14 protein-coding genes and 1 pseudogene are annotated in these 22009 nt (G+C 40.9%); 4 read left to right on the forward strand and 11 right to left on the reverse strand.

The features are described 5' to 3' along the window. Nucleotides 1-589: 589 nt before the first annotated feature. The 4 genes from J3U68_RS06880 to ahpC form a co-directional block, all read right to left on the reverse strand. Nucleotides 590-3811 carry an autotransporter outer membrane beta-barrel domain-containing protein gene (locus tag J3U68_RS06880; RefSeq protein WP_267375678.1) on the reverse strand — a complete coding sequence of 1074 codons (3222 nt, stop codon included), beginning with the start codon at nucleotides 3809-3811 and terminating at the stop codon, nucleotides 590-592. 116 nt (nucleotides 3812-3927) lie between these two features. Further along, nucleotides 3928-4404: a toxin-activating lysine-acyltransferase gene (locus J3U68_RS06885; RefSeq protein ID WP_267375680.1), complete on the reverse strand. Its 477-nt coding sequence runs from the start codon at nucleotides 4402-4404 to the stop codon at nucleotides 3928-3930. Nucleotides 4405-5349: 945 nt separating this feature from the next. Continuing rightward, nucleotides 5350-6918: an alkyl hydroperoxide reductase subunit F gene (gene ahpF / locus J3U68_RS06890; RefSeq protein WP_267375681.1), complete on the reverse strand. Its 1569-nt coding sequence runs from the start codon at nucleotides 6916-6918 to the stop codon at nucleotides 5350-5352. Nucleotides 6919-7073: 155 nt separating this feature from the next. Continuing rightward, a complete protein-coding gene (gene ahpC, locus J3U68_RS06895) occupies nucleotides 7074-7640 on the reverse strand; it encodes an alkyl hydroperoxide reductase subunit C (RefSeq protein WP_267375682.1) in 567 nt (188 codons plus the stop codon). A 410-nt stretch (nucleotides 7641-8050) separates the two neighbouring features. Here ahpC and J3U68_RS06900 point away from each other — a divergent pair, with 410 nt between their 5' ends. Further along, nucleotides 8051-8680 (forward strand): DUF2238 domain-containing protein, encoded by a 630-nt coding sequence (locus J3U68_RS06900; protein WP_267375683.1) that lies wholly within the window; start codon nucleotides 8051-8053, stop codon nucleotides 8678-8680. Between the two features lie 355 nt (nucleotides 8681-9035). Here the strand turns inward: J3U68_RS06900 and J3U68_RS06905 are convergent, their stop codons facing one another. The 3 genes from J3U68_RS06905 to J3U68_RS06915 all read right to left on the reverse strand — a co-directional run bounded on the left by J3U68_RS06905 (nucleotide 9036) and on the right by J3U68_RS06915 (nucleotide 11019). Next, nucleotides 9036-9473 carry a ClpXP protease specificity-enhancing factor gene (locus J3U68_RS06905; protein ID WP_267375684.1) on the reverse strand — a complete coding sequence of 146 codons (438 nt, stop codon included), beginning with the start codon at nucleotides 9471-9473 and terminating at the stop codon, nucleotides 9036-9038. A gap of 22 nt (nucleotides 9474-9495) precedes the next feature. Next, nucleotides 9496-10101 carry a glutathione S-transferase N-terminal domain-containing protein gene (locus J3U68_RS06910; protein ID WP_267375685.1) on the reverse strand — a complete coding sequence of 202 codons (606 nt, stop codon included), beginning with the start codon at nucleotides 10099-10101 and terminating at the stop codon, nucleotides 9496-9498. A gap of 165 nt (nucleotides 10102-10266) precedes the next feature. Next, nucleotides 10267-11019, reverse strand: coding sequence for a Nif3-like dinuclear metal center hexameric protein (locus J3U68_RS06915; RefSeq protein ID WP_267375686.1), 753 nt, complete (start codon nucleotides 11017-11019; stop codon nucleotides 10267-10269). An 844-nt stretch (nucleotides 11020-11863) separates the two neighbouring features. Between J3U68_RS06915 and J3U68_RS10690 the strand changes: the two are divergent. Further along, nucleotides 11864-12334, forward strand: a pseudogene (locus J3U68_RS10690) (DUF2569 family protein); the annotation flags it as partial. A 129-nt stretch (nucleotides 12335-12463) separates the two neighbouring features. Here the strand turns inward: J3U68_RS10690 and carB are convergent. From carB to guaB, 4 genes are all read right to left on the reverse strand, one after another. Next, nucleotides 12464-15676 (reverse strand): carbamoyl-phosphate synthase large subunit, encoded by a 3213-nt coding sequence (gene carB, locus J3U68_RS06920; protein WP_267375687.1) that lies wholly within the window; start codon nucleotides 15674-15676, stop codon nucleotides 12464-12466. 72 nt (nucleotides 15677-15748) lie between these two features. Then, nucleotides 15749-16423: a leucine efflux protein LeuE gene (leuE, locus tag J3U68_RS06925; protein ID WP_267375688.1), complete on the reverse strand. Its 675-nt coding sequence runs from the start codon at nucleotides 16421-16423 to the stop codon at nucleotides 15749-15751. Nucleotides 16424-16468: 45 nt separating this feature from the next. Next, nucleotides 16469-17602: a glutamine-hydrolyzing carbamoyl-phosphate synthase small subunit gene (gene carA, locus J3U68_RS06930; RefSeq protein WP_267375689.1), complete on the reverse strand. Its 1134-nt coding sequence runs from the start codon at nucleotides 17600-17602 to the stop codon at nucleotides 16469-16471. A gap of 308 nt (nucleotides 17603-17910) precedes the next feature. Then, nucleotides 17911-19371 carry an IMP dehydrogenase gene (gene guaB, locus J3U68_RS06935; protein WP_267376228.1) on the reverse strand — a complete coding sequence of 487 codons (1461 nt, stop codon included), beginning with the start codon at nucleotides 19369-19371 and terminating at the stop codon, nucleotides 17911-17913. A 187-nt stretch (nucleotides 19372-19558) separates the two neighbouring features. Here guaB and J3U68_RS06940 point away from each other — a divergent pair, with 187 nt between their 5' ends. Both J3U68_RS06940 and uvrC read left to right on the forward strand, forming a co-directional pair. After that, nucleotides 19559-20011 (forward strand): DUF4124 domain-containing protein, encoded by a 453-nt coding sequence (locus J3U68_RS06940; RefSeq protein ID WP_267375690.1) that lies wholly within the window; start codon nucleotides 19559-19561, stop codon nucleotides 20009-20011. Between the two features lie 105 nt (nucleotides 20012-20116). After that, nucleotides 20117-21979 carry an excinuclease ABC subunit UvrC gene (gene uvrC, locus J3U68_RS06945; protein WP_267375691.1) on the forward strand — a complete coding sequence of 621 codons (1863 nt, stop codon included), beginning with the start codon at nucleotides 20117-20119 and terminating at the stop codon, nucleotides 21977-21979. The last annotated feature ends 30 nt before the right edge of the window (nucleotides 21980-22009 follow it).

Here is a 22009-nt window from a genome sequence, read left to right on the forward strand (position 1 = left end):
TCATTATTCTTTATAGATTGATGACCGCCATATTTCATTTGAAAAAGTTAAATCAATATGTAATGTTTTTTTGTTGCATAGCTATTACCTTCACTTAACTCATTACTGTAAATTTTCCGCACGAACTATATTCACTGAAACTTAGGTCGAAATTGAATGAATTTCACCGCATTCATGGTATTTACCTCTTAAAGTTTCAAAATTGTTATGCATCTGCCTATTTGTCGCTTGTACATCCTTGGCTATAACCAGTTGATTTGAATCCATCTCGATTGAAAATATATCTAAATGACAAATAGCTATTGAAAGTTGAAACGAATGTCTCAACTTGATTTATCAAAATTAGAAACAATAACACTTCTATTCCATGTTCTATCACTCTGTTTCAATCACTGACTACAGTCATTATTTTCATAAATTGATTGCCTATCACTCTTCGATCACAGTATCGATTGATTATGATCATCTCAGCTTAAAACTCAGACATATAATTAAAAAACGTGGTCGAGGAATTAACCTGACCACGTGAGTATTGGCAGAAGCTTGGAAAATCAGACTAAGTAGTCCATTTTCTTGCTGTTACCCGCTATTACCATTTATGCTCAAAAGCAAGGCTGCCGCGGAAACCAGTTCGTTTAGTGCTGCCAAAATCATGCTCATAGCGCACATCACTATATAGGAAGCTATTTTTTTGCAGCCCAATTTTGAGACCTACGCCTACTTCACCCCAAGTTTTGGCATATTTTTCACGCACACTATCTTTACCAATATCCACACTACTTGGGTTAATGAAATCATGCCATACATTACCAACAGCATAGAATGTAGCTGGTGTGGCATTGGCTGTTTGACCATTGTAGGCCAAACGCACCCCAACCCGACCACGCAGTGCATCCTGACCATTTTGATCAACATGGCGATATTGGTCATTAAAGCTATCCAGATTGACGTATTGGTATATCAATTGTGCCTGCGGTTCAATTGTCCAATTATTTTGCTCATTAGACTCGTTAGACAGTACAAATGGTTGCCCAGCTTCCGCAGAAATGGCTAGACCCCAGCCATCTTGGCTATCGGGATTGATACCATTACGCGCCTCATATTTATTGTGCAGGTAAGATAATTGACCGACTAAATCAAGATAACCATTATTGGCTGTGTAGTAAGTATTGGTTATACCCAAGCTGATCGCATCAGACTTACCTTTACCAGTGTACTTATCACCGACAATGACCCCATTGACCGCACGGTAATCGTCAGAAAAATCAGTATTACCTCGAGTATAAGAGATATAAGCACCGGTGTGATTATGGCTGCCGTTATCGTTTATCTGATTGAAGAAATCATGGCCAATCTGAATCCCTGTGATATCCGTATCTGCATTTAAACGGTTTTTACCATCTTGCTTCAGATGTTTACCCAATACCCGTCCCCAAGTTTGTCCGTTGGTCCAATTATTGGGCTGTTTTTCGCAGTTGTCACAATTTGCTATGTCAGAATTCAGGTGTTCTCCCCGACGTTCGTGTAATGTACCCACGCTGGTAAAACCCTGTTCCTGGTTAACATGTGGTATTGCCACGTATCCGGCCACAGCATTTGAATAAATGGGCGTCGGTTTGAGGGGTTCGACGGGTTCAACAGGTTTAATTGGCGGCGATTTTTCTAGCGCCTGCATCGTCCAATAATACTCATCTCCATTTGCGGTAGACCTTTTCGCCAATTGAACTTCTGTTGCCCCAGAAGTCTGAGCTGTACCCGTAAAGGCGTTTTCGCTACTACTGGTTCCAACTTGAACCACTGGCACTGAATTGATCACCTCATAAACTTGTTTAACGTTGCCATCTATCACTTTTTCAGTGCCATCGGCATTCAATGGAATAACACGGGTTAAACCTGTAGCTGTGCCGGTAATGATCAATTTATCCGATTGAGAATTGGCACCATCGGCACTGCCCGGATCATTCCACAACGTATTCATTTTAACAACAGCATCGTTTGAAGCAGTATAGTTACCTTCAATGGTTAAAATATCGTTGTATTTGGCATGAGAAGAATTATCGAGGTTGATGATACTTCCATTATTGTTGACATTACCTTGCAGGATAAATTCATTCCCTCCAGCATCGTCAAAAGCCGCATTAACCACTGCACCATTGGTTAAATTCAAGGTATCAAACTTAGCGATATTCTCAGAGCCACTTTTCTTTAGATTCCAGTTAAAGCCGTCATTCAGATTAACATTTAGAATGGGCTTAAAGCCGTCATCCAATACTTCATTTTCTTCAGTTTTGACTGTTCCTTTAGTGACCAAACCTGTCATACTGCCTTTACCAGTGGCATTAAATGTTACTGAAGAGGCTTGATAGGCTTCATGTCCCTGTTCATTCCCACTACTATCATATGTATTGGAAAAAAATTCATAGTTAGGGCCTGTGTAGTTACCGCTAACATTAACGATATAGCCTTCATCGTGAGCAGTCAGATTCGTTTTGTCTCCGGAAAAGGTCAAGTTGGTATTAACCTGTCCTTGATCGACAAAAATCAAATCTTTTCGACCCACTGATCCGCTGATCACTGGATCAGCACTGTTGCCGGTAGTGGTGAAAACAGCATCTTTAAAACTGGCACTTACATCATGAGAAGCGGCTTGTTCATATTTACCATCTTTTGTTGCATCGTCATGGGTACCGATTTCCAACGCATAACCATTAGAGTTGATGGTGGTAGAACTATTTTCATAATCAGCTTTTAATAACGAATTTCGCACCAATTTGATGCCACTACTGCTTTTGGCATTGGTGGTATCAATGGTTAAATTACCATGCGATTCTAAAATCCCCGCGCCTTCACCAGTATTACGAGTCTTACCTAGTTTTATACCGGCACTATCCCAATTTAAGGTAGAAGAATCTGTTCCCTGATTGATGGTGATTTTATTATTTTTACCATTTAACACCACAATTGGGGTCAACTGCCCTTCAATACCAGTATCTTCTGCACCCTGATGATTAGTAGAATTACCGGAAATATAAATACCAATAGATCTATTACCGGTTAAAGTCATATCCAAATCATCATTGACAATAACTCGACCAGCAGAGCCATCGCCGGAGTTATCGTATGCACCTTGTATGGCTCGGATACCAGTATTCAGGATAGGTTGAGTTTTACCACCTTTGGCTGTTTGATTAATCGTTAACTTATCAACCGTCACCGTGGTGTATTTGCCATTGTAATCTTTTCTTTCTCCAGCATTAGCAGCTGAACCAGCCAAAATACCATAGGATGCTACGCCACCACTTGAGTTTCCTCCTCGGTTGTAATCATTAACCACATTGAGTTCAACATTCTTTGCCGTTAAATCTACATTATGATAAGAGGCTAAACCAGAAAAATTACCATTAGTATTGACAGTAAAATTCAGATTACCTGTACTGATCGAGGCCCCAGAATTTCCATAAGCGTATTGATTACCTAATCCGGTATAATCACCATTCACATTTGCCGTTACGGTTGCATCACCAACAGTGAGCGGGCCGTGTATACCGCTTCGGGTAAGGAGAAAAAAACCGGCATTTCCGCTTTGAGTGACTGTCGTGGTATTGACATTAGTACAACTATAATTCGGACCACTCCCACCAGGTAAATATGAGCCATCGGCATTCTGAGTACAATCAAGCGCAAATGCGGTGGTTGATGCAGCTAGGATAGATATCGTCGCTGTTACCTTGCACGCCCGCCGTACCAATTCAGAACAGGCTACGGTTGTTCCAGTTATTTTATTATATTTGGTATGGTAAATTTTATTCATACTGATTTCCTCTTAGTCGATAGTAAGACTACTTTGATCTTATCGCTTTTAATTATTGGATTTATATAATTATTTTTTAATTTACTCTTTAAAATCAAAAGTTTACACTTTTAAAATTAACATTGAATATTTCTTACAACAGTTTGTTGTTTTGATTTATGGTATCCAAAAAAACACAAATGGTTATGAAGAACTTTTTTACAAACTGATTTAGTTAGCAAAACATCACGCAATCCAAAAGGACAAAAAAAAGTCAAAATCCATAAATTTTTGTTTTTATCTGGCTGCGCATGTCTGACAAAAGTCAGATAGTCTTTGGTTTGATTTAAATACTGAATTTCCTCCTTATGATTCAAAAACGCCCAATTGATATAGCCAATAGGCTTCTGGTCCGTAATAACTAAGGCAAAGTTTTTAGAACGAATAATGGGTAATAAAATCTCTAAAGCAGAATCGACCGCAGTTTTTTTATAGTCAGGATGTTTGCTCCATAACCATATCATCGCGCCGATCACCTCAGCTTCATTCCAACTAGCGTCTGGGAAAATACTGGGTGCAATTACTCTGATTGAAACCTGTTGTTGATTAGCCATATCACTTTGCATTATTCCTCTACTCAAAATATTGAATTAACAATTATTTTTACAATAGCTATTACCTAAATAAAAAATAATTATTAACATTTTGTTTAATATTTTTGCTTTATATCATATTCATTTAAAATACACAGATTAAATTTTTTTACCACATTAATTAATGTTTTCAATATTATTTAAGCTATGGTTAAGAAAATAACTATTATTTAACAAAAATCAAGTCTTTAGTTTTCTGTTAATTCAATAACTTTGAATATTGGCGGTGCTTAAATGAAGACATTGCAATAATAATAAGGCATAGTTTGCAAATTTGTATGCTTGAAAATATTACCAAATAATTACTTATATTTAATATTTTTGTCTGTTGTAAGTTAGACACGAATGAAATGACTTATGTCGAATGATTAAAACCAGTGGTATAAATTAAGCAAACTAGAGTGGAATAGTATTTCAGCAAAATTAGAGTTGATGATTGATGTAAATTTGAGTACTAAAATAAGCTTATTGGATCAAAGAAGTAGACCAAATATGCACTAGTGAAAAAACACATCGGCTTAGTCGATAGTGATCACAGCCTATTTTGCTTAAGTAATCAGACTTCATCAAATCGGTATTTAAGGATCTACAGAGTTATAGCCATGCTAAGCTTGAGAATGTGTAGGGGAAGTTGAGGTAGGCGACTGCGACTAGTTTGAACACATATCCATTTTTAAAACATATTCAAAATCTTTTATACAAGCATAAAACTAGCTATCTTGATCATTATAATGATAAAACACGCTAGCCCGACCTTATTGATGAACAATCAGTTTATAAGCCATTAAATACTTGAAAGATACAAATAATCAAAAAAGCTAACTTTCTACTGCAATCGGCCATTAGATTAAACAACACCAACCACTCCAGCGTACAAAGCGGAGTGGTTGGTTAAAGATTCCTGTTTTACTCGGCTGGTTTGGTACGAATCAGATAGTCAAAAGCACTTAAAGCGGCTTTGGCACCCTCACCCGCAGCAATAATGATCTGCTTATAAGGTACATTGGTGCAATCGCCAGCAGCGAATATACCAGGTACGTTGGTTTTACCATAAGCATCAATTTCTATTTCGCGCATTGGGGTAGTTAATTTCACGGTATCTTGCACAAATGCAGTATTGGGTAACAATCCTATCTGGACGAAAATACCTTCCAACGGCAGATGATGCGCGGTGTTTGAAATCCGATCTAGATAGTTCAAACCATTGACTTTACCATTTTCACCAACGACTTCCGTCGTTTGCGCATTCAAAATAACGTCAACGTTGGTCAGTGAGTGAAGTTTTTGCTGTAACACCTCATCAGCGCGCATCTTATCGGAAAATTCCAATAACGTTACGTGGTTAACCACACCAGCCAAATCAATCGCAGCTTCCACGCCAGAATTACCACCACCAATGACAGCTACTTTTTTTCCTTTAAACAACGGACCATCACAATGAGGACAATAGGTAACGCCCTTTGTGCGGTATTCTTCTTCACCGGGCACATTCATAGCACGCCAACGTGCACCTGTCGATAGAATAACTGTGCGTGATTTTAATACTGCACCTGTCTCAGTATGAATTTCAATCAGTCCGCCAGCCGCTGTAGCTGGTATCAGTTTTTGAACTTTTTGTAAATTCATGATCTCAACATTGTAATGACGAACATGATTTTCGAGATCCTGAGCAAGTTTGAGTCCATTGGTATTTAATACCGAGATATAATTTTCGATATCCACTGTATCTAGGACTTGACCGCCAAAGCGCTCTGCCACAATACCTGTGCGAATACCTTTACGCGCAGCATAGATAGCTGCGGCTGCACCGGCTGGTCCACCGCCAATTACCAACACATCGAACGGATCTTTCGCGCTCAGGTTTTTAGCCGTTTCTGCAGCAACATTGTTGTCTAGTTTGGCGACTATCTCTGCCAATTGCATACGTCCTTGTCCGAAGGGTTGACCATTCAAAAATACTGCTGGTACGCCCATAATTTCACGAGCTTCAACTTCCTGTTGAAATAAAGCACCATCGATCGCCGTATGAGTAATATTTGGATTTAAAATGGTCATCAGATTCAACGACTGGATCACTTCTGGACAATTATGGCAGCTAATGGAATAAAAAGTTTCGAAATGCAGGTTGCCAGATAAATTTTTAATCTGTTCCTGCAATTGCTGCTCCTCTTTGGAAGGATGTCCGCCAACTTGTAATAAAGCCAAGACTAGTGAACTGAATTCGTGACCCAAAGGATTTCCGGCAAAGACCAGACCGGTATGCACGCCAGGATTGGTGATTTCAAAAGAAGGAACACGCCCATGATCACCATCAGTCCGCAAACTAATTTTCGAACTAATCGATGCGACTTCCTGCAAAAGAGCCAGCATTTCGCCTGCGGCATCGCTATCATCCAAGGTCGCAATGATTTCTACAGGATTAACGACATATTCCATGTAAGCTTTTAATTGACTTTTTAGTGTTTCATCTAACATGATGAGACTCCATTCTATTGATAAAATCTATTGAAAATAAATTTTTAATTGTTTAACTTTTAAACTTAGAAAAAAACCCAAATACCGCAGTTGGCATCTGGGTGAAAAGTTCTGTGGCTATTATTAGAAATATTGATGTGGTGTTTAATGTGGGCTTAAATTTTTCCTACAAGATCCAGTGATGGAGCAAGAGTTTTGTCCCCTTCTTTCCATTTAGCTGGGCATACTTCGCCTGGATGTGTGGCCACATACTGCGCAGCCTTAACTTTTCTAACCAGATCAGCAGCTTCGCGACCAATGCCTTCAGCAGTCACTTCAACACATTGAATAATACCTTGAGGATCGACTAAGAAGGTTGCGCGGTCTGCTGAGCCTTCACCTTCACGCAACACGCCGAAATTAGTAGCTAAAGTAGCATTACGATCACCAAGCATGAAATATTTGATTTTACGAATGGTATCTGAAGCATCATGCCAAGCTTTGTGAGTAAAGTGGGTGTCGGTTGACACTGAATAAACTTCTACACCCATTTTTTGCAACTCATCATAATAATCAGCAAGATCACCTAACTCGGTTGGACAAACGAAAGTAAAGTCAGCTGGATAGAAAAAGAAAATAGACCATTTACCTTTTACATCAGCCTCACTGACTTCAACAAACTCGCCATTACGGAAAGCAGTAGTTTTAAACGGCTTGATTTCAGTATTAACATTCGCAACCATAATATAATTCCTTTTTTAATAATTTAGGTAGGTGAATCAATGAGAAGTATCATACACAATCTGGATCAATAAATATAATCAAATGATTTTATGAAACCGATAGATTTTATTATTTATATTTTTCAATTATTTATAACCATGATTTAGTGATATATGTAAATTAGTGCAAGCTTATCCTATCAATCTGTCCCAGCCTAGAATTATTTGATTAAATGTTGGCAATTGGACTCAATACTTTTCATCGGTGCTTGCGATCCATTAACTCGGCTTAGTAAAACGTTTTTAACGCTAGTGATCTTAATTGTTTCAGTATCAACCGATATAACTTCATTTATCAATACATTAAAAGGATTTTTGACCGTTATACATAACTAACCATCTGTCAGCTTGGAATAAACTAAGGGATTATGATGATAGAGCATATTCTACAATTGATCATTTTTTTGGTGACTCTGTTTTGGTCTGCATATCACCCTCACGATTATCCTACATGGTGGCTAGAAGTCTTTCCAGCCCTTTTAGGCTTATTCTTACTCATAGCTACCTATACTCGCTTTCAGTTCAGCAGATTAGCCTATTGGGTCATATTACTGCATATGCTGATTTTGCTGGTAGGTGGACATTATACTTACGCTGAAGAACCGATGTTTCACTATCTCAGTACTCTTTTCGGCTGGTCGCGTAATAATTTTGATAAGCTGGGTCATTTTTTTCAAGGCTTTTCTCCGGCCATCATTACTTCTGAATTGCTCTACGGTTTGAAAGTGGTATACCGAAGGGGATGGTTACTGTTTTTAAGTGGCTGTGTCTGTATGTCAATTAGTGCTATTTATGAATTATTTGAATGGTTGGTCGCTGAGCTGATACATCAGGAAGCCAATGCGTTTTTGGGCACTCAAGGAGATATTTGGGATACTCAAAAAGACATGCTTTGGTGTCTGATAGGCTGCTCTGTCATGCTGATTTACTTGTTATTTAATCAGCGTCACTGGTCACGTTTTGATCCATATCGATATAACCTACATCTGGTCAAATGGTAACGGTTGCCACATTGCCCAGACATATTTACTGGCCAAACCTAAATACACCGCTAAATTGATGGTTGTGTTCACTCTTCTGGTGGCATTAAAAAGGCTGATCACCTGGAAAGATTAGACAGATTGTTTAGCGCCCTCTTTTGTGGAAGAAATGGATGGCTATTGCACTATTGTATCAACCATGATGTTGGCCACTTTATTTTTTTCAATTTATGCATATTGCTACTTAATTTTATCACCTGTAGCAAATTGTACTGGCTAAGATCAATACATAAAAGGACTGAAATATAAATTTCAGTCCTGATTTTTTACCCTGTAGCAATCAAATTGCTACAACAAGGCATGAATGAAGCGTCAATTATTTGACGATTTTAAGCCCTTTTTTGTTACTACTAGTAGCTGGGGTATGTTGAGTAGACTGGTCTGTAGCATCAGTTTCATCGGCACTATTGGATACTGGTTGATTTGAGCTGTTCTCGTCAGTTAAAGGTTCCACATCAAATCCCATTCCCTCGCCACTTTCACGCGCAAAGATACTGCTGACGTGACCAACAGGAATCCAAATATCATGAGATACGCCATTGAAACGGGCAGCAAAATTTACCCACTCATCATCTATCATTAGGTTACGCGCTGCCGTTGGTCCAATATTGAGCACAATTTCGTTATCACGCACATACTGCATCGGTACCTGAGTTTTTTCATTTACCCACACCACAATATGGGGTGTATAACCGCTGTCGATTGCCCAATCATATAACGCTCGCAAAATGTAAGGCTTGGTGTTTTTACTCATGCTATTGAATCCCTGAAGGTGATTAACGGCGCATGGCTTTTTCAGCTGGCGTCAATGCATTAATAAACGCTTCGCGTTGGAAAATCCGCTCAGCATACTTTAAGATAGGTGCAGCTGACTTCGGTAGTTTGATGTCATAATAATCCAGACGCCATAATAATGGAGACAAGGCCACATCAATCATCGAAAAGTCATCACCTATAATATATTTATTTTTGCTGAAAGATGGCGCCAGCATGGTTAAACCTTGAGTAATGGCTTCTCGAGCTTTATTCATTTCTTTGTTACTGGAGGTTGGATTTTCCAGTACAGAAACGTGGCTGAATAGTTCTTTTTCCAGACGATACAATACTAAGCGACCATGACCGCGTTTAACCGGATCAGCCGGCATCAATTGCGGATGAGGAAACCGTTCATCAATATATTCATTGATAATATTGGACTCATACAGAATTAAATCACGCTCAACCAACACCGGTACCTGATTATAAGGATTCATGACAGCCAAATCTTCAGGTTTGTTATAAACGTCTACGTCTTTGATTTCAAAATCCATTCCTTTTTCATAAAGGACAAAACTACAACGCTGACTAAACGGACAAGTAATGCCCGCATATAAAATCATCATATTTAATCTTTCATTTTTTCTGTATGTTAGAGATGCAGTGAAATCTAAAAAATTTTATTGATTATAGACAAATTAAAGTATTTTTTCTAGAAAAATAGCTTAAGTTAATGTTTTATATACTTTTTTATAACATTTGCTTGCATGATTATACATTAGTGGCATGAATTAAACTGGATTAAACTCATCAAAAAACTGATAGGGTAATTGAAATTGTGTGCTTATGGCTGCAGCTAATGACTGAATACCATATCGTTCAGTAGCGTGATGACCGGCTGCAATAAAGGCTATGCCACTTTCCAACGCCAGATGATATTGTGGTTCTGAAACTTCACCAGTGATAAAAGCATCTACGCCAAGATCAATGGCCTGCTGAAAAAAGCTTTGCCCTCCACCGCTGCACCACGCCAAACGTTGAACTGTTTGATGGGGATTTTGGCATAATAACAGTGGTGGTCGATTCAAGGTCTGACCAATGTGTTGGACGAGATCAGCAACCGTCTGTGACTGAGACAGTCGACCATACTGTAATAGGTTCTGCTCTCCACCACATCCCTCAACAATCCAGCCAAGCTTAGCGGCCAATTGCACATTATTGCCCCATTGTTGATGAGCATCTAACGGTAAATGATAACCAACGAGGTTGATATCATGGTTGATTAATGTCTTTATCCGTTGTTTTTTCCAGCCAGTGATGATAGAAGGCTCACTTTTCCAAAACATGCCATGGTGCACCAACAGCAAATCCGCCTGTTGCGAAATGGCAAAGTCGATAGCTGCCTGACTGGCCGTTACTGCACAAACGATATGACTAATGTTAGGCTTACCCTCTATTTGCAATCCATTTGGGCTGAAATCTTTAAATGTTGCTATCGCCAATTCATTTGCACACCAGCTTAATATTTCTGTTCTGCTCACCATAGTATTTGATTTCATTCAATGCGGAGATTAAAAGGTATAATCACATCATAACACTATTTAGATTATGACCTTCTGTGTATTTTAGATTTGCTTAGAGTACGAGTGAGATTTTTTTATCGGTAGTAAATCTTTATCAATTTCAAACCATTCAGCATTCTATTTAACAATCTGTTCGTCTGGTTTAAAAACCCTAATTTTTAGGTGTTGATGCTTTGGACATAGCTGATATTTGAATAAGTTTGCATAAGACTATAAAGTTAAAAAATATTGAATAATCATGCCACTTTTTGCCGGATCGATTAGGCATCATGGAAGCTTTGGCAAAATCAGACCGTTTAAATTTAGACATCAATGTGAATCATTCATCTCCCTTGTATTTGCTTAATATGAGTATCCTCGATACTGAAGATGTTAAGTCATGGACAGTTGATTCATACCTCATCACCCTTTTTAATTTGCTTGATTATTCAAAATTTGAGAAATATGTAGCCACGTAACCCTAATAGCAAGGAATTGTTACGCTTGCTAAGCAAATGGGTGTGGCTTAGATGATGGCTGATTGAGTTTTTAATAGGATGTTTTTTGCCACTTTGAATGGGTTACTCGGATCACATCGTCTTGAGGAAATTTTTTTCAATTATCAGTTTAATTTTGAATATAGCATCACAGGTTATACTGGAAAAACAAATTTTTAGTTAAGTATTCTAATAAAAGCGTATATTGTAATGTAATATTTATTTGTCATTAATTATATCTGCTTATATTACAAGGTTTTTACGTTTTAAAATGGATATTGAATATGAGTTTCAGTTCAATAAATCGAATTCCCTAAGGGCTTGGTGGGTGGCTGATCATTATTGGCATTAGTGTTTTAGTATCACTGGCTAATTTTTTAATAAATTTATTTTGTGGATTTAGTTATGAGTTTAACTCAAACTCAGATAAAATAGATCTCTTCACTCGTGAACTATTGAAGTCTAGTTCGCCTCATAATGGTGATTATTTATATGGACTTCAATATATAGTATTTTTTTATTATTTGACTTTTGCATTGCTAAACAGTTATTTAATATGGCTGTATTTTAAGAAAAACTATCGATTTCCCAAATTTTTTATTGCCGTGGAGATTTATAGAGCCCTTTTTTCTTTTATTAGTTTTTTTATAATCACGCTTTTAACAGAGAACATTGTGGCTTATTTGATTCTTACATGGAGTGCTTTACTACAGCTTATACCCGTTTTCATTCATGCGGGAATTACTATTCCATATATGTATTCATCTAAACGAGTAAAAAATACATTTGTTAAAAATTAACCGCAATAGTGGAATAACAAAAAGTTTATCCATGATGACTTCTAAAAATTAAGATAACGATTCACCAAAATAAGCCAGCCAGATGTGTTTTCTGGCTGGCTTTTCCACATATTCGGTTCTATTTTGCACTCAATCCATCTGCATACGTTGATGAAGATTTTGCATACTGTAGACTTGGGTATTCGAAAGCTGACTGACACCTTCACTCATTGCCAAAGCTCCTGCAATAGTTGTAAACAATGGTACCCGCATATTCAGCGCACTGCGCCGGATAGAATGACTGTCTTGCACTGATTGAATCAGGTTACTAACAGTATTTACCACTAAAGCAATTTCACCGTTTTTAATGGTGTCAACAATATGTGGACGCCCTTCGGTTACTTTATTCACTACCTGTACATTGATTCCATGTTCAGCCAAAAACGCTGCCGTGCCACGTGTAGCACACAGTCCATAACCTAAGGATTGGAAGTTTTTCGCCACTTGCACAACTTGTGGTTTATCTTCATCACGTACGGCCAAGAAAACTTTACCCACAGCCGGCATTCGCTCACCGGCTCCCAATTGCGCCTTAATGTATGCTTCAGCAAAAGTTTCGCCAACACCCATTACTTCTCCGGTTGAACGCATTTCCGGTCCAAGAATGGTATCTACCCCAGGAAATTTAATAAATGGAAATACCGCTTCCTTGACAGCAAAAAACTCAGGAACAACCTCATGAGTAAATCCCTGTTTTGCTAATGAAATACCTGCCATTGCCCGAGCACCAATTTTGGCCAGCGGTATACTGGTGGCTTTAGAAACAAAGGGAACAGTACGAGAGGCACGTGGGTTAACTTCTAAAACATACACCACGTCGTCCTGTACGGCAAACTGCACATTCATCAAACCAACCACATTCAAGGCTTTGGCCATAGCAATGGTTTGGCGACGGATTTCGTCCTGAAGTGTCTGACTTAATGAATAAGGAGGAATAGAACAGGCAGAATCACCACTATGGATACCGGCTTGTTCGACGTGTTGCATGATGCCACCGATGACTACCTCTTCACCATCACTGACACAATCCACATCCACTTCAATCGCATGACTGAGGAAATAATCCAGTAAAACCGGACTATCGTTAGACACTTCTACCGCCTCACGCATATAAGTCTGTAATTCACTGGCTGAATGCACAATCTGCATTGCGCGCCCACCTAAAACATAGGATGGACGTACCACCAGAGGATAGCCTACTTCTTCTGCCAGCTCTAAGGCTTCATTTTCTGTGCGCGCAGTGCGATTTTCAGGCTGACGTAAGTGGAGGGCTTGCAAGATTTGCTGAAAGCGTTCACGGTCTTCTGCAGCATCAATTGCATCAGCTGAGGTACCAATCAGATTTACACCATTAGCCACCAATGCGTTCGCCAGTTTAAGGGGTGTCTGACCACCATAATGGACAATTAAACCATCTGGTTGTTCGGTATGACAAATTTCCAGTACATCTTCCAAAGTCAACGGTTCAAAATATAGACGATCAGAAGTATCATAATCGGTAGAAACGGTTTCCGGATTACAGTTAACCATAATGGTTTCAAAACCGGATTCGCGTAATGCTAAGGCAGCATGCACACAGCAGTAATCAAACTCTATGCCTTGACCAATGCGATTAGGTCCGCCACCAAGAATCATGATTTTTTTGCGTTGACTTGGATCTGCTTCACACTCTTCTTCGTAAGTTGAATATAAGTAGGCTGTATTAGTGGCAAATTCAGCTGCACAAGTATCGACCCGTTTGTAAACCGGATGTAAATTGAGGGTATGCCGGTATTCTCTTACGCTGGTTTCATCTGTATTGAGCAAACAAGCCAGTCGTTGATCGGCAAAACCTTTGCGTTTCAATCGACGCAGATGAGCATAGTCAAGATCATGCAGACTGCACTGAGTCAGTTGCTGCTCTTCAGCAACCAGATCAGCAAGTTGCGCCAAAAACCATGGATCAATACCACATATCTGCTGAATTTCTTGCAGCGTATATCCGCAGCGCAAAGCATCGGCGACATAGAGAATACGTTCTGGTCCAGGATTAGCCAGTTCACGCTGTATGACAGCGCGATCAGTGGTACGACAGTCAAATCCGCTTAATCCGGTTTCTAATCCTCGTAAGGCTTTGTGAATCGATTCCTGAAAAGTGCGACCTATGGCCATCACTTCTCCGACAGATTTCATTTGGGTAGTCAGGCGATCATCTGCAGTAGGAAATTTTTCAAAGGCAAAGCGCGGCACTTTGGTGACCACATAGTCGATAGCTGGTTCAAATGAAGCAGGTGTTCTGCCGCCAGTTATATCGTTTTTCAGTTCATTTAGGGTGTAGCCAACTGCTAACTTAGCTGCAATTTTGGCAATCGGAAATCCAGTGGCTTTGGAGGCCAACGCAGAAGAACGGCTGACACGCGGATTCATCTCGATGACAATCATTTCGCCATTGGCGGGATTAACAGCAAACTGAACATTGGAACCACCTGTATCCACGCCGATTTCACGTAAAACAGCCAGAGAAGCATCCCGCATAAGCTGATATTCTTTATCAGTCAGCGTTTGTGCCGGTGCAACGGTAATGGAGTCTCCGGTATGCACGCCACATGGATCAAAATTTTCTATGGAACAAATAATGATGCAGTTATCGGCCCGATCACGTACCACTTCCATTTCATATTCTTTCCAACCCAGTACAGATTGTTCTACCAGCAGTTCGTGGGTTGGAGAAGCATCAAAACCTCGTTCACAAATAGCGATGAATTCATCTTTGTTATAGGCAATCCCGCCACCACTACCACCCATAGTAAAGGAAGGGCGAATTAACGCCGGAAAACCCACTTCCCTTTGTGCATCCAAAGCTTCATCCATGCTATGACAAATGAAGGATTTGGGCGTATTCAAACCTATTTTTTCCATGGCCGCTTTAAAACGACCTCGATCTTCTGCTTTATCAATCGCGTCTTCTGAAGCACCGATCAGCTCAACCTGATATTTGCGCAAAATACCGTGATGCGCCAAATCTAAAGCACAATTCAAAGCTGTTTGACCGCCCATAGTGGGTAAAATAGCATCAGGCCGTTCCTTTTCGATAATTTTGGCCACTGATTGCCACATTATTGGTTCTATATAGGTCACATCCGCCATATCTGGATCGGTCATGATGGTGGCAGGATTGGAGTTAACCAAAACCACACGATAGCCTTCTTCCCGCAAAGCCTTGCAGGCTTGAGCTCCTGAATAATCAAATTCACATGCCTGGCCAATAACAATTGGGCCGGCTCCGATAATAAGAATGGTTTTTAAATCTGTACGCTTAGGCATATTCATACCTTTATCAAAAATTATTTGTTGTACTTTTCAGTGACAACCAGTTAATCAGCGGCGGTAGCTCAGCTAGTTGACTGTGGCTGTCCACAGTCTGAGTGCAAAGCCAATGAACATGACCCCTACTAATCCGATAATCGTCGCCGCTACGCGACGATAATGCTGAAACCAGCTTACCAAAGCAACGCCACAAAAAATCAACACACTTAAATAAGAAATACTACAAAACTGCAATATCAATGCCAGCAAGAAGAAGCTTAAAGCTGGGTAGTCATAGTTCGGATCGACAAACTGAACAAAAAAAGCCAGAAAAAATAAAATGCCTTTCGGATTAAGCATGCTAAGGCATAATGCATGGCGAAAAATAGAAAAAGGCGTGGGTATGATGTTTGCTGGCTGTATTTCAACCGAAGTCACCAAAGCTGCATGGCTGCCGGCGGCAGCCGTAAATTTTTTTACTGCCGCACGAATCAAATCACCACCCAGATAGGCCAAATACAACCCACCAATAATTTTCAAGGTTAAAAACAAAACTGGTATCGTTTTAATCACCGATGTTGCACCTAAAGCTGATAGCAACACCAACGTGCTGTCCCCCAGCAAAATGCCACCTACGGCACAATATGCACGTCTGATTCCGTATTTAGCGGCCGCAGTAAGACAATACATAGAGTTGGGACCGGGCAAAAGAATGACACCTATTGCGCCGGCAATATATTCACCCAAATCGATGATTCCGAACATGGTTCTTCTTTCTGGACATTGAAGTGATGCTAGCTATTTTGCATCCTATTGGGTTTTAGCCGCCTTCATATTTGTTATAAAACGGTCAAACAAATAGGACACATCATGCGGTCCCGGACTGGCTTCAGGATGTCCCTGAAATGAAAATGCTGGCTGGTCAATGAGTGAAATACCTTGTAGTGACCCGTCAAAGAGGGATTGATGGGTAATACGAACACTTGTTGGTAAGGTAGAGGCATCAACTTCGAAACCATGATTCTGACTGGTAATTACTACCCGACCACTGTCCAAATCCTGCACCGGATGATTGGCACCATGATGACCAAAAGGCATTTTGCGGGTTTTGGCGCCAAGTGCCAGCCCCAGTAACTGATGTCCCAGACAAATACCAAACAAAGGGATTTTATGCTCCAGCAGTTCACGTACTGCAGCAATGGCATAGTCACATGGTTCAGGATCACCAGGTCCGTTAGACAAAAAGACGCCATCTGGATTTAACGCCAGCACTTCGGCCGCGGTTGTTTTCGCTGGAACCACTGTCAGTTGGCATCCACGGGCAGATAACATTCGCAAAATATTGGTTTTAACGCCGAAATCATACGCAACAACATGATAATGTGCTTCAGCTGGCGACTGATAACCCTGCCCCAATGCCCATTCGCCCTGTGCAAATGTATAACGTGCAGCGCAAGTAACTTCCTGTGCCAGATCCTTACCAGCCATACTGCCAAAATTTTGTGCCAGCCTTCGAGCCTGTTCTACATTGGCTTCGGCACCAGTCATAATGCATCCAGCCTGTGCACCTTTATCACGTAACAGGCGAGTTAAACGACGGGTGTCAATATCAGCTATGGCCACGGTCTGATACCGTTGCAGATATTCACTTAAACTTTCTTGAGCACGGAAATTACTGTATAAAAAAGGCAAATCACGAATGATTAAACCGGCGGCATATACTTTGTTACTTTCTATATCTTCATCATTCACACCGGTATTACCAATATGCGGATAAGTCAGCGTAACCATCTGGCGGGTGTAGGAGGGGTCAGTAAGAATTTCCTGATAACCGGTCATACTGGTATTAAAAACCACTTCCCCAACCGCCTGACCCGCGGCACCAATACTTATTCCATGAAATACTGAACCGTCAGCCAAAACCAGAATAGCACTTGTAGTCATGAAAAATCCTGTCAGTAAGATGAGACCGAATATAACGTTACGGCTCACTTTTATATGGGCAAAAAAATTCGCTTCACATGACCCAATACAGGCAAAAAAAAACACGCTGCTTCACGCAAAAAAGCGTGAGCTACGTGCTTAATGATGGGAAATTGTGCTTGTGCACAACCTCACCATGGAAGCAAACCATTTTAGCCAATTTTATTTACTTTCGCAATGCAAGTTTCTGCAATAACGTCAAAAAATTGATAAAATTAGCAACCGTTTTGCTAAAACCAAGCTAAACATGTCCTGCGCGACAGATCAACTCAGCGCATATGATAATTCGGTGCTTCTTTAGTAATTTGTACGTCATGAACGTGCGATTCCGACATTCCGGCCGCAGTAATTTCCACAAATTGTGCTTTATCATGCATATCCTGAATATTGCCACAGCCTAGATATCCCATGCTGGACCGCAAGCCACCGACCAGCTGATGAATAATATTCGCAATCGGTCCTTTATAAGGCACCCTGCCCTCAATACCTTCCGGTACATATTTATCCGCGTTGGCCACATTATCCTGAAAATAACGATCAGATGATCCCTGACTCATCGCACCTAAAGAACCCATACCACGGTAAGATTTATACGAACGCCCTTGGTACAGCTCTATTTCACCTGGTGCTTCTTCAGTTCCGGCAAACATGCCACCTAACATTACCGATGAGGCTCCTGCTGCCAAAGCCTTAGCTAGATCACCTGAAAATCGGATGCCACCATCAGCAATCAGCGGAACACCCGTTCCGGCTAAAGCAGTCGCAACATTATGAATAGCAGTTAACTGTGGTACACCGACACCGGCGACAATACGCGTAGTACAAATTGAACCTGGGCCAATACCTACTTTTACCCCATCTGCACCCGCTGCAACCAAATCACGGGCAGCAGCTGCGGTAGCAATATTGCCACCAATCACATCCACCTGAGGATAATGCTGTTTTACCCAGCGGATACGTTCTATCACCCCTTGACTATGTCCATGTGCAGTATCAACTACCAATACATCTACGCCAGCTTGCACCAGCGCAGCAATTCGTTCTTCAGTATCTTTACCAACACCGACAGCAGCACCGACACGTAATCGTCCTTCATCATCTTTATTGGCATTTGGAAAAGCGGTATTTTTCAAGATGTCCTTAACCGTAATCAGCCCTTTGAGCGCCCATGATTCATCCACCACCAACACGCGCTCAATTTTATGTGCATGCATCAACTCCCGCGCAGCATCAATACTGACTCCTTCCTTGACCGTCACCAACCGCTCGCGTGGCGTCATCACCTTGGCCACTGTTTGTTGTAAATTGCTTTCAAAGCGTAAATCACGATTGGTAACCAGTCCTACCACCTGACCATTTTCCAACACCGGTAAACTGGATACCTTATATTTACGATACGGACCAATTAGCTCACCAACCAGCGTGTCCGGCGTGATGGTGACCGGATCTTTAACCACACCACTTTCGTGCCGTTTAACATTTGCCACCGCCTGCGCCTGACGCTCGATAGTCATATTCTTGTGAATAATACCGATACCACCTTCCTGAGCCATCGATATGGCCAGTCTGGCTTCCGTAACCGTATCCATTGCTGCTGACACCAAAGGCAGATTGAGAGAAATATGACGGGTAAGTTTGGATTTTAAAATAACGTCTCGAGGCAGTACTGCAGAATGAGCAGGTACCAGTAAGACGTCGTCAAAAGTGTATGCTTTTTCGACAATATGCATTTTGTGGCTTCTTTGAGAACGAGGAGAATTTAAAGATAAGATACTGCAAAACTGGCGAGTAATTTTAACTAAAATGCGACATTTAGGCAAAAAAAGACACATCGTTGCCAACACTAAAGACATGAACGTCTCAAATTATCGTATAATATGTAAAATATATAATTCCAATTGCGAAGGATACGTAAATATGCGTCATAATACGTTGATAACATCGTTAGCCGCTATCTTACTCAGCAGCTTTTTCGTTGCCAATGCGGCAGAGGTGTTTACTTGGCGTGACTCTAAAGGAAACAATGAATATTCTGATTCCCCAAGACAACTTGTTCCGGCGAGGGCACAAAAATTCAATGTTCGCACCCATACGACTACCTCTTTAGCACCAGCCCCTCTAACTGCAACTGCTGCTTCAGAACCTGATTCGCTGGCTGCGCAACAGGCCATGGTTAATCGTCGCATTGAAGAACAAAACCGCAAAACTGCTGAACAAAATAAACAGATTCAGGAACAAAACAAAAAAAATCGGGAAGAAGCCTGTAAAACTGCCCGCATCAATCGCAAAATAGCGGAAAATATGCGTACAGCTCAGCGTCAGGAATTGATCAACCGTTACGATTCAGATATCAATAACAATTGTAATTAACATCTTTACCCTTGATAATTAGCTCTTCATCCATAAGTTGTTATCACAGCTTATGGATTTTTTATGTGCTGCTTTCTTATCAAACATTGTTTTTACCAGTAGATCATGTCAGATTCCACTTCTCAATCCACCACGCCAACCGAAACAGGCGAATTCAATATCACCCTGTTTTTAAAAAATCTGCCATTATTACCCGGCGTGTATCGCATGCTGGACAGTCAAGGCAAAGTTTTATACGTGGGTAAAGCGGTAAACTTGAAACGAAGAGTCAGTAGTTACTTTCAAAAAAGCGACCAGTCTCCTCGCATACAACTGATGGTAAAACAAGTGGCGAAAATCGAAATTACCGTCACCCATTCAGAAGCTGAAGCTTTGATACTGGAAAACAATCTGATCAAAGCTTTATCACCAAAATATAATATTCTTTTTCGCGATGATAAAAGCTACCCTTATCTGATGCTCACTGGCCATACTTTTCCCCAGATGGCTTATTATCGTGGCACCCTGAAAAAACCCAATCAATATTTTGGCCCGTACCCCAACGGTTACGCTGTGCGTAATAGCATTCAGACACTGCAAAAAGTATTTCGGTTACGCACTTGCGAAGACAGCGTTTTTGAACACCGTGATCGCGCCTGTTTGCTTTATCAGATCAAACGCTGTTCTGGTCCATGTACCGGACATATTTCCGCAGAAGATTATCATGAAAGCGTACGGGCTTCAGTTGACTTCTTGCAGGGTAAAACCAGCGAACTCACTGCAACACTTCATGCCAAAATGCAGCAAGCGGCGCAACAACTTGATTTTGAAACGGCGGCACAGGTCAGAGATCAGATACAAGCGTTGGGATTAATGCAATCACAACAATTTATCGACAGTAAAAACGCCAAACAAAAAGACATTGATATACTGGCCTTAGCCGAAGACAATGACACCGTTTGCATCCACTGGGTGAGCATTCGTGGCGGTCGGCATGTTGGCGATAAAAACTTTTTTCCAGATACGCGTTATCGGGTTTCAGAAAAATTGCAGGATTATGGCGAAGCTTTTGTGGCACAACATTATCTGGGCAAAAGCAAACCAGAAATCATCATCACCAACTTTCCATTACCCTCTGAATTACGCACTGCGCTAAATCAGGATCATGGCAAACAGCTCCAATACATTCATAAAACCGTTGGCGAACGTCGTGTCTGGTTACAAATGGCTGAACGCAATGCTCAGATGGCCATTCAACAACACCGCTTACAACAACATAGTCAGCAATATCGGATTGAAGCTCTGGCTCAACTGTTGGATATGGATGCAGACAATATTAACCGTATTGAATGCTTTGATATCAGCCATACCCAAGGCGAAGCCACCATTGCTTCCTGTGTCGTGTATGAAGATGAAGCCATGCAACCGAGTAAATATCGCCGTTACAACATCACCACGGCTAAAGCCGGTGATGATTATGCGGCAATGCGTGAAGTTTTGACCCGACGTTACGGCCGTCTGGCCGACAACGACGACAGTATCGGTGGTTGGCCGGATCTGGTCTTAATTGATGGCGGAAAGGGACAAGTTCATATGGCATTGGATGTGTGGCAAGAACTGGGAATCACCATACCGATAGTCGGCATAGCGAAAGGACCAGAACGCAAGGCAGGACTGGAAGAACTGATCATTCCACATCAACAACGTAATATTCGCATCGAGCCACATAATCCAGCTTTGCATCTGTTACAAACAGTTCGGGATGAATCCCATCGTTTCGCCATTACCGGTCATAGACAAAAACGCGCCAAGGCTCGCATCACATCTTCTTTGAATGATATACCTGGTATTGGCAGTAAACGTCGTCAGGCGCTTTTAACCCGTTTTGGCGGATTACGTGGCGTCGTTGCGGCCAGTGTACATGATCTAAGCCAAACCGAAGGCATTAGCCAGGCATTGGCAGAAAAAATTTATGATGCACTGCATTAATACCCCATTGGCAACCCGTTTTAGCCCAGA

It is taken from the genome of Snodgrassella sp. B3882, assembly GCF_026535915.1.
Classification (GTDB): domain Bacteria; phylum Pseudomonadota; class Gammaproteobacteria; order Burkholderiales; family Neisseriaceae; genus Snodgrassella.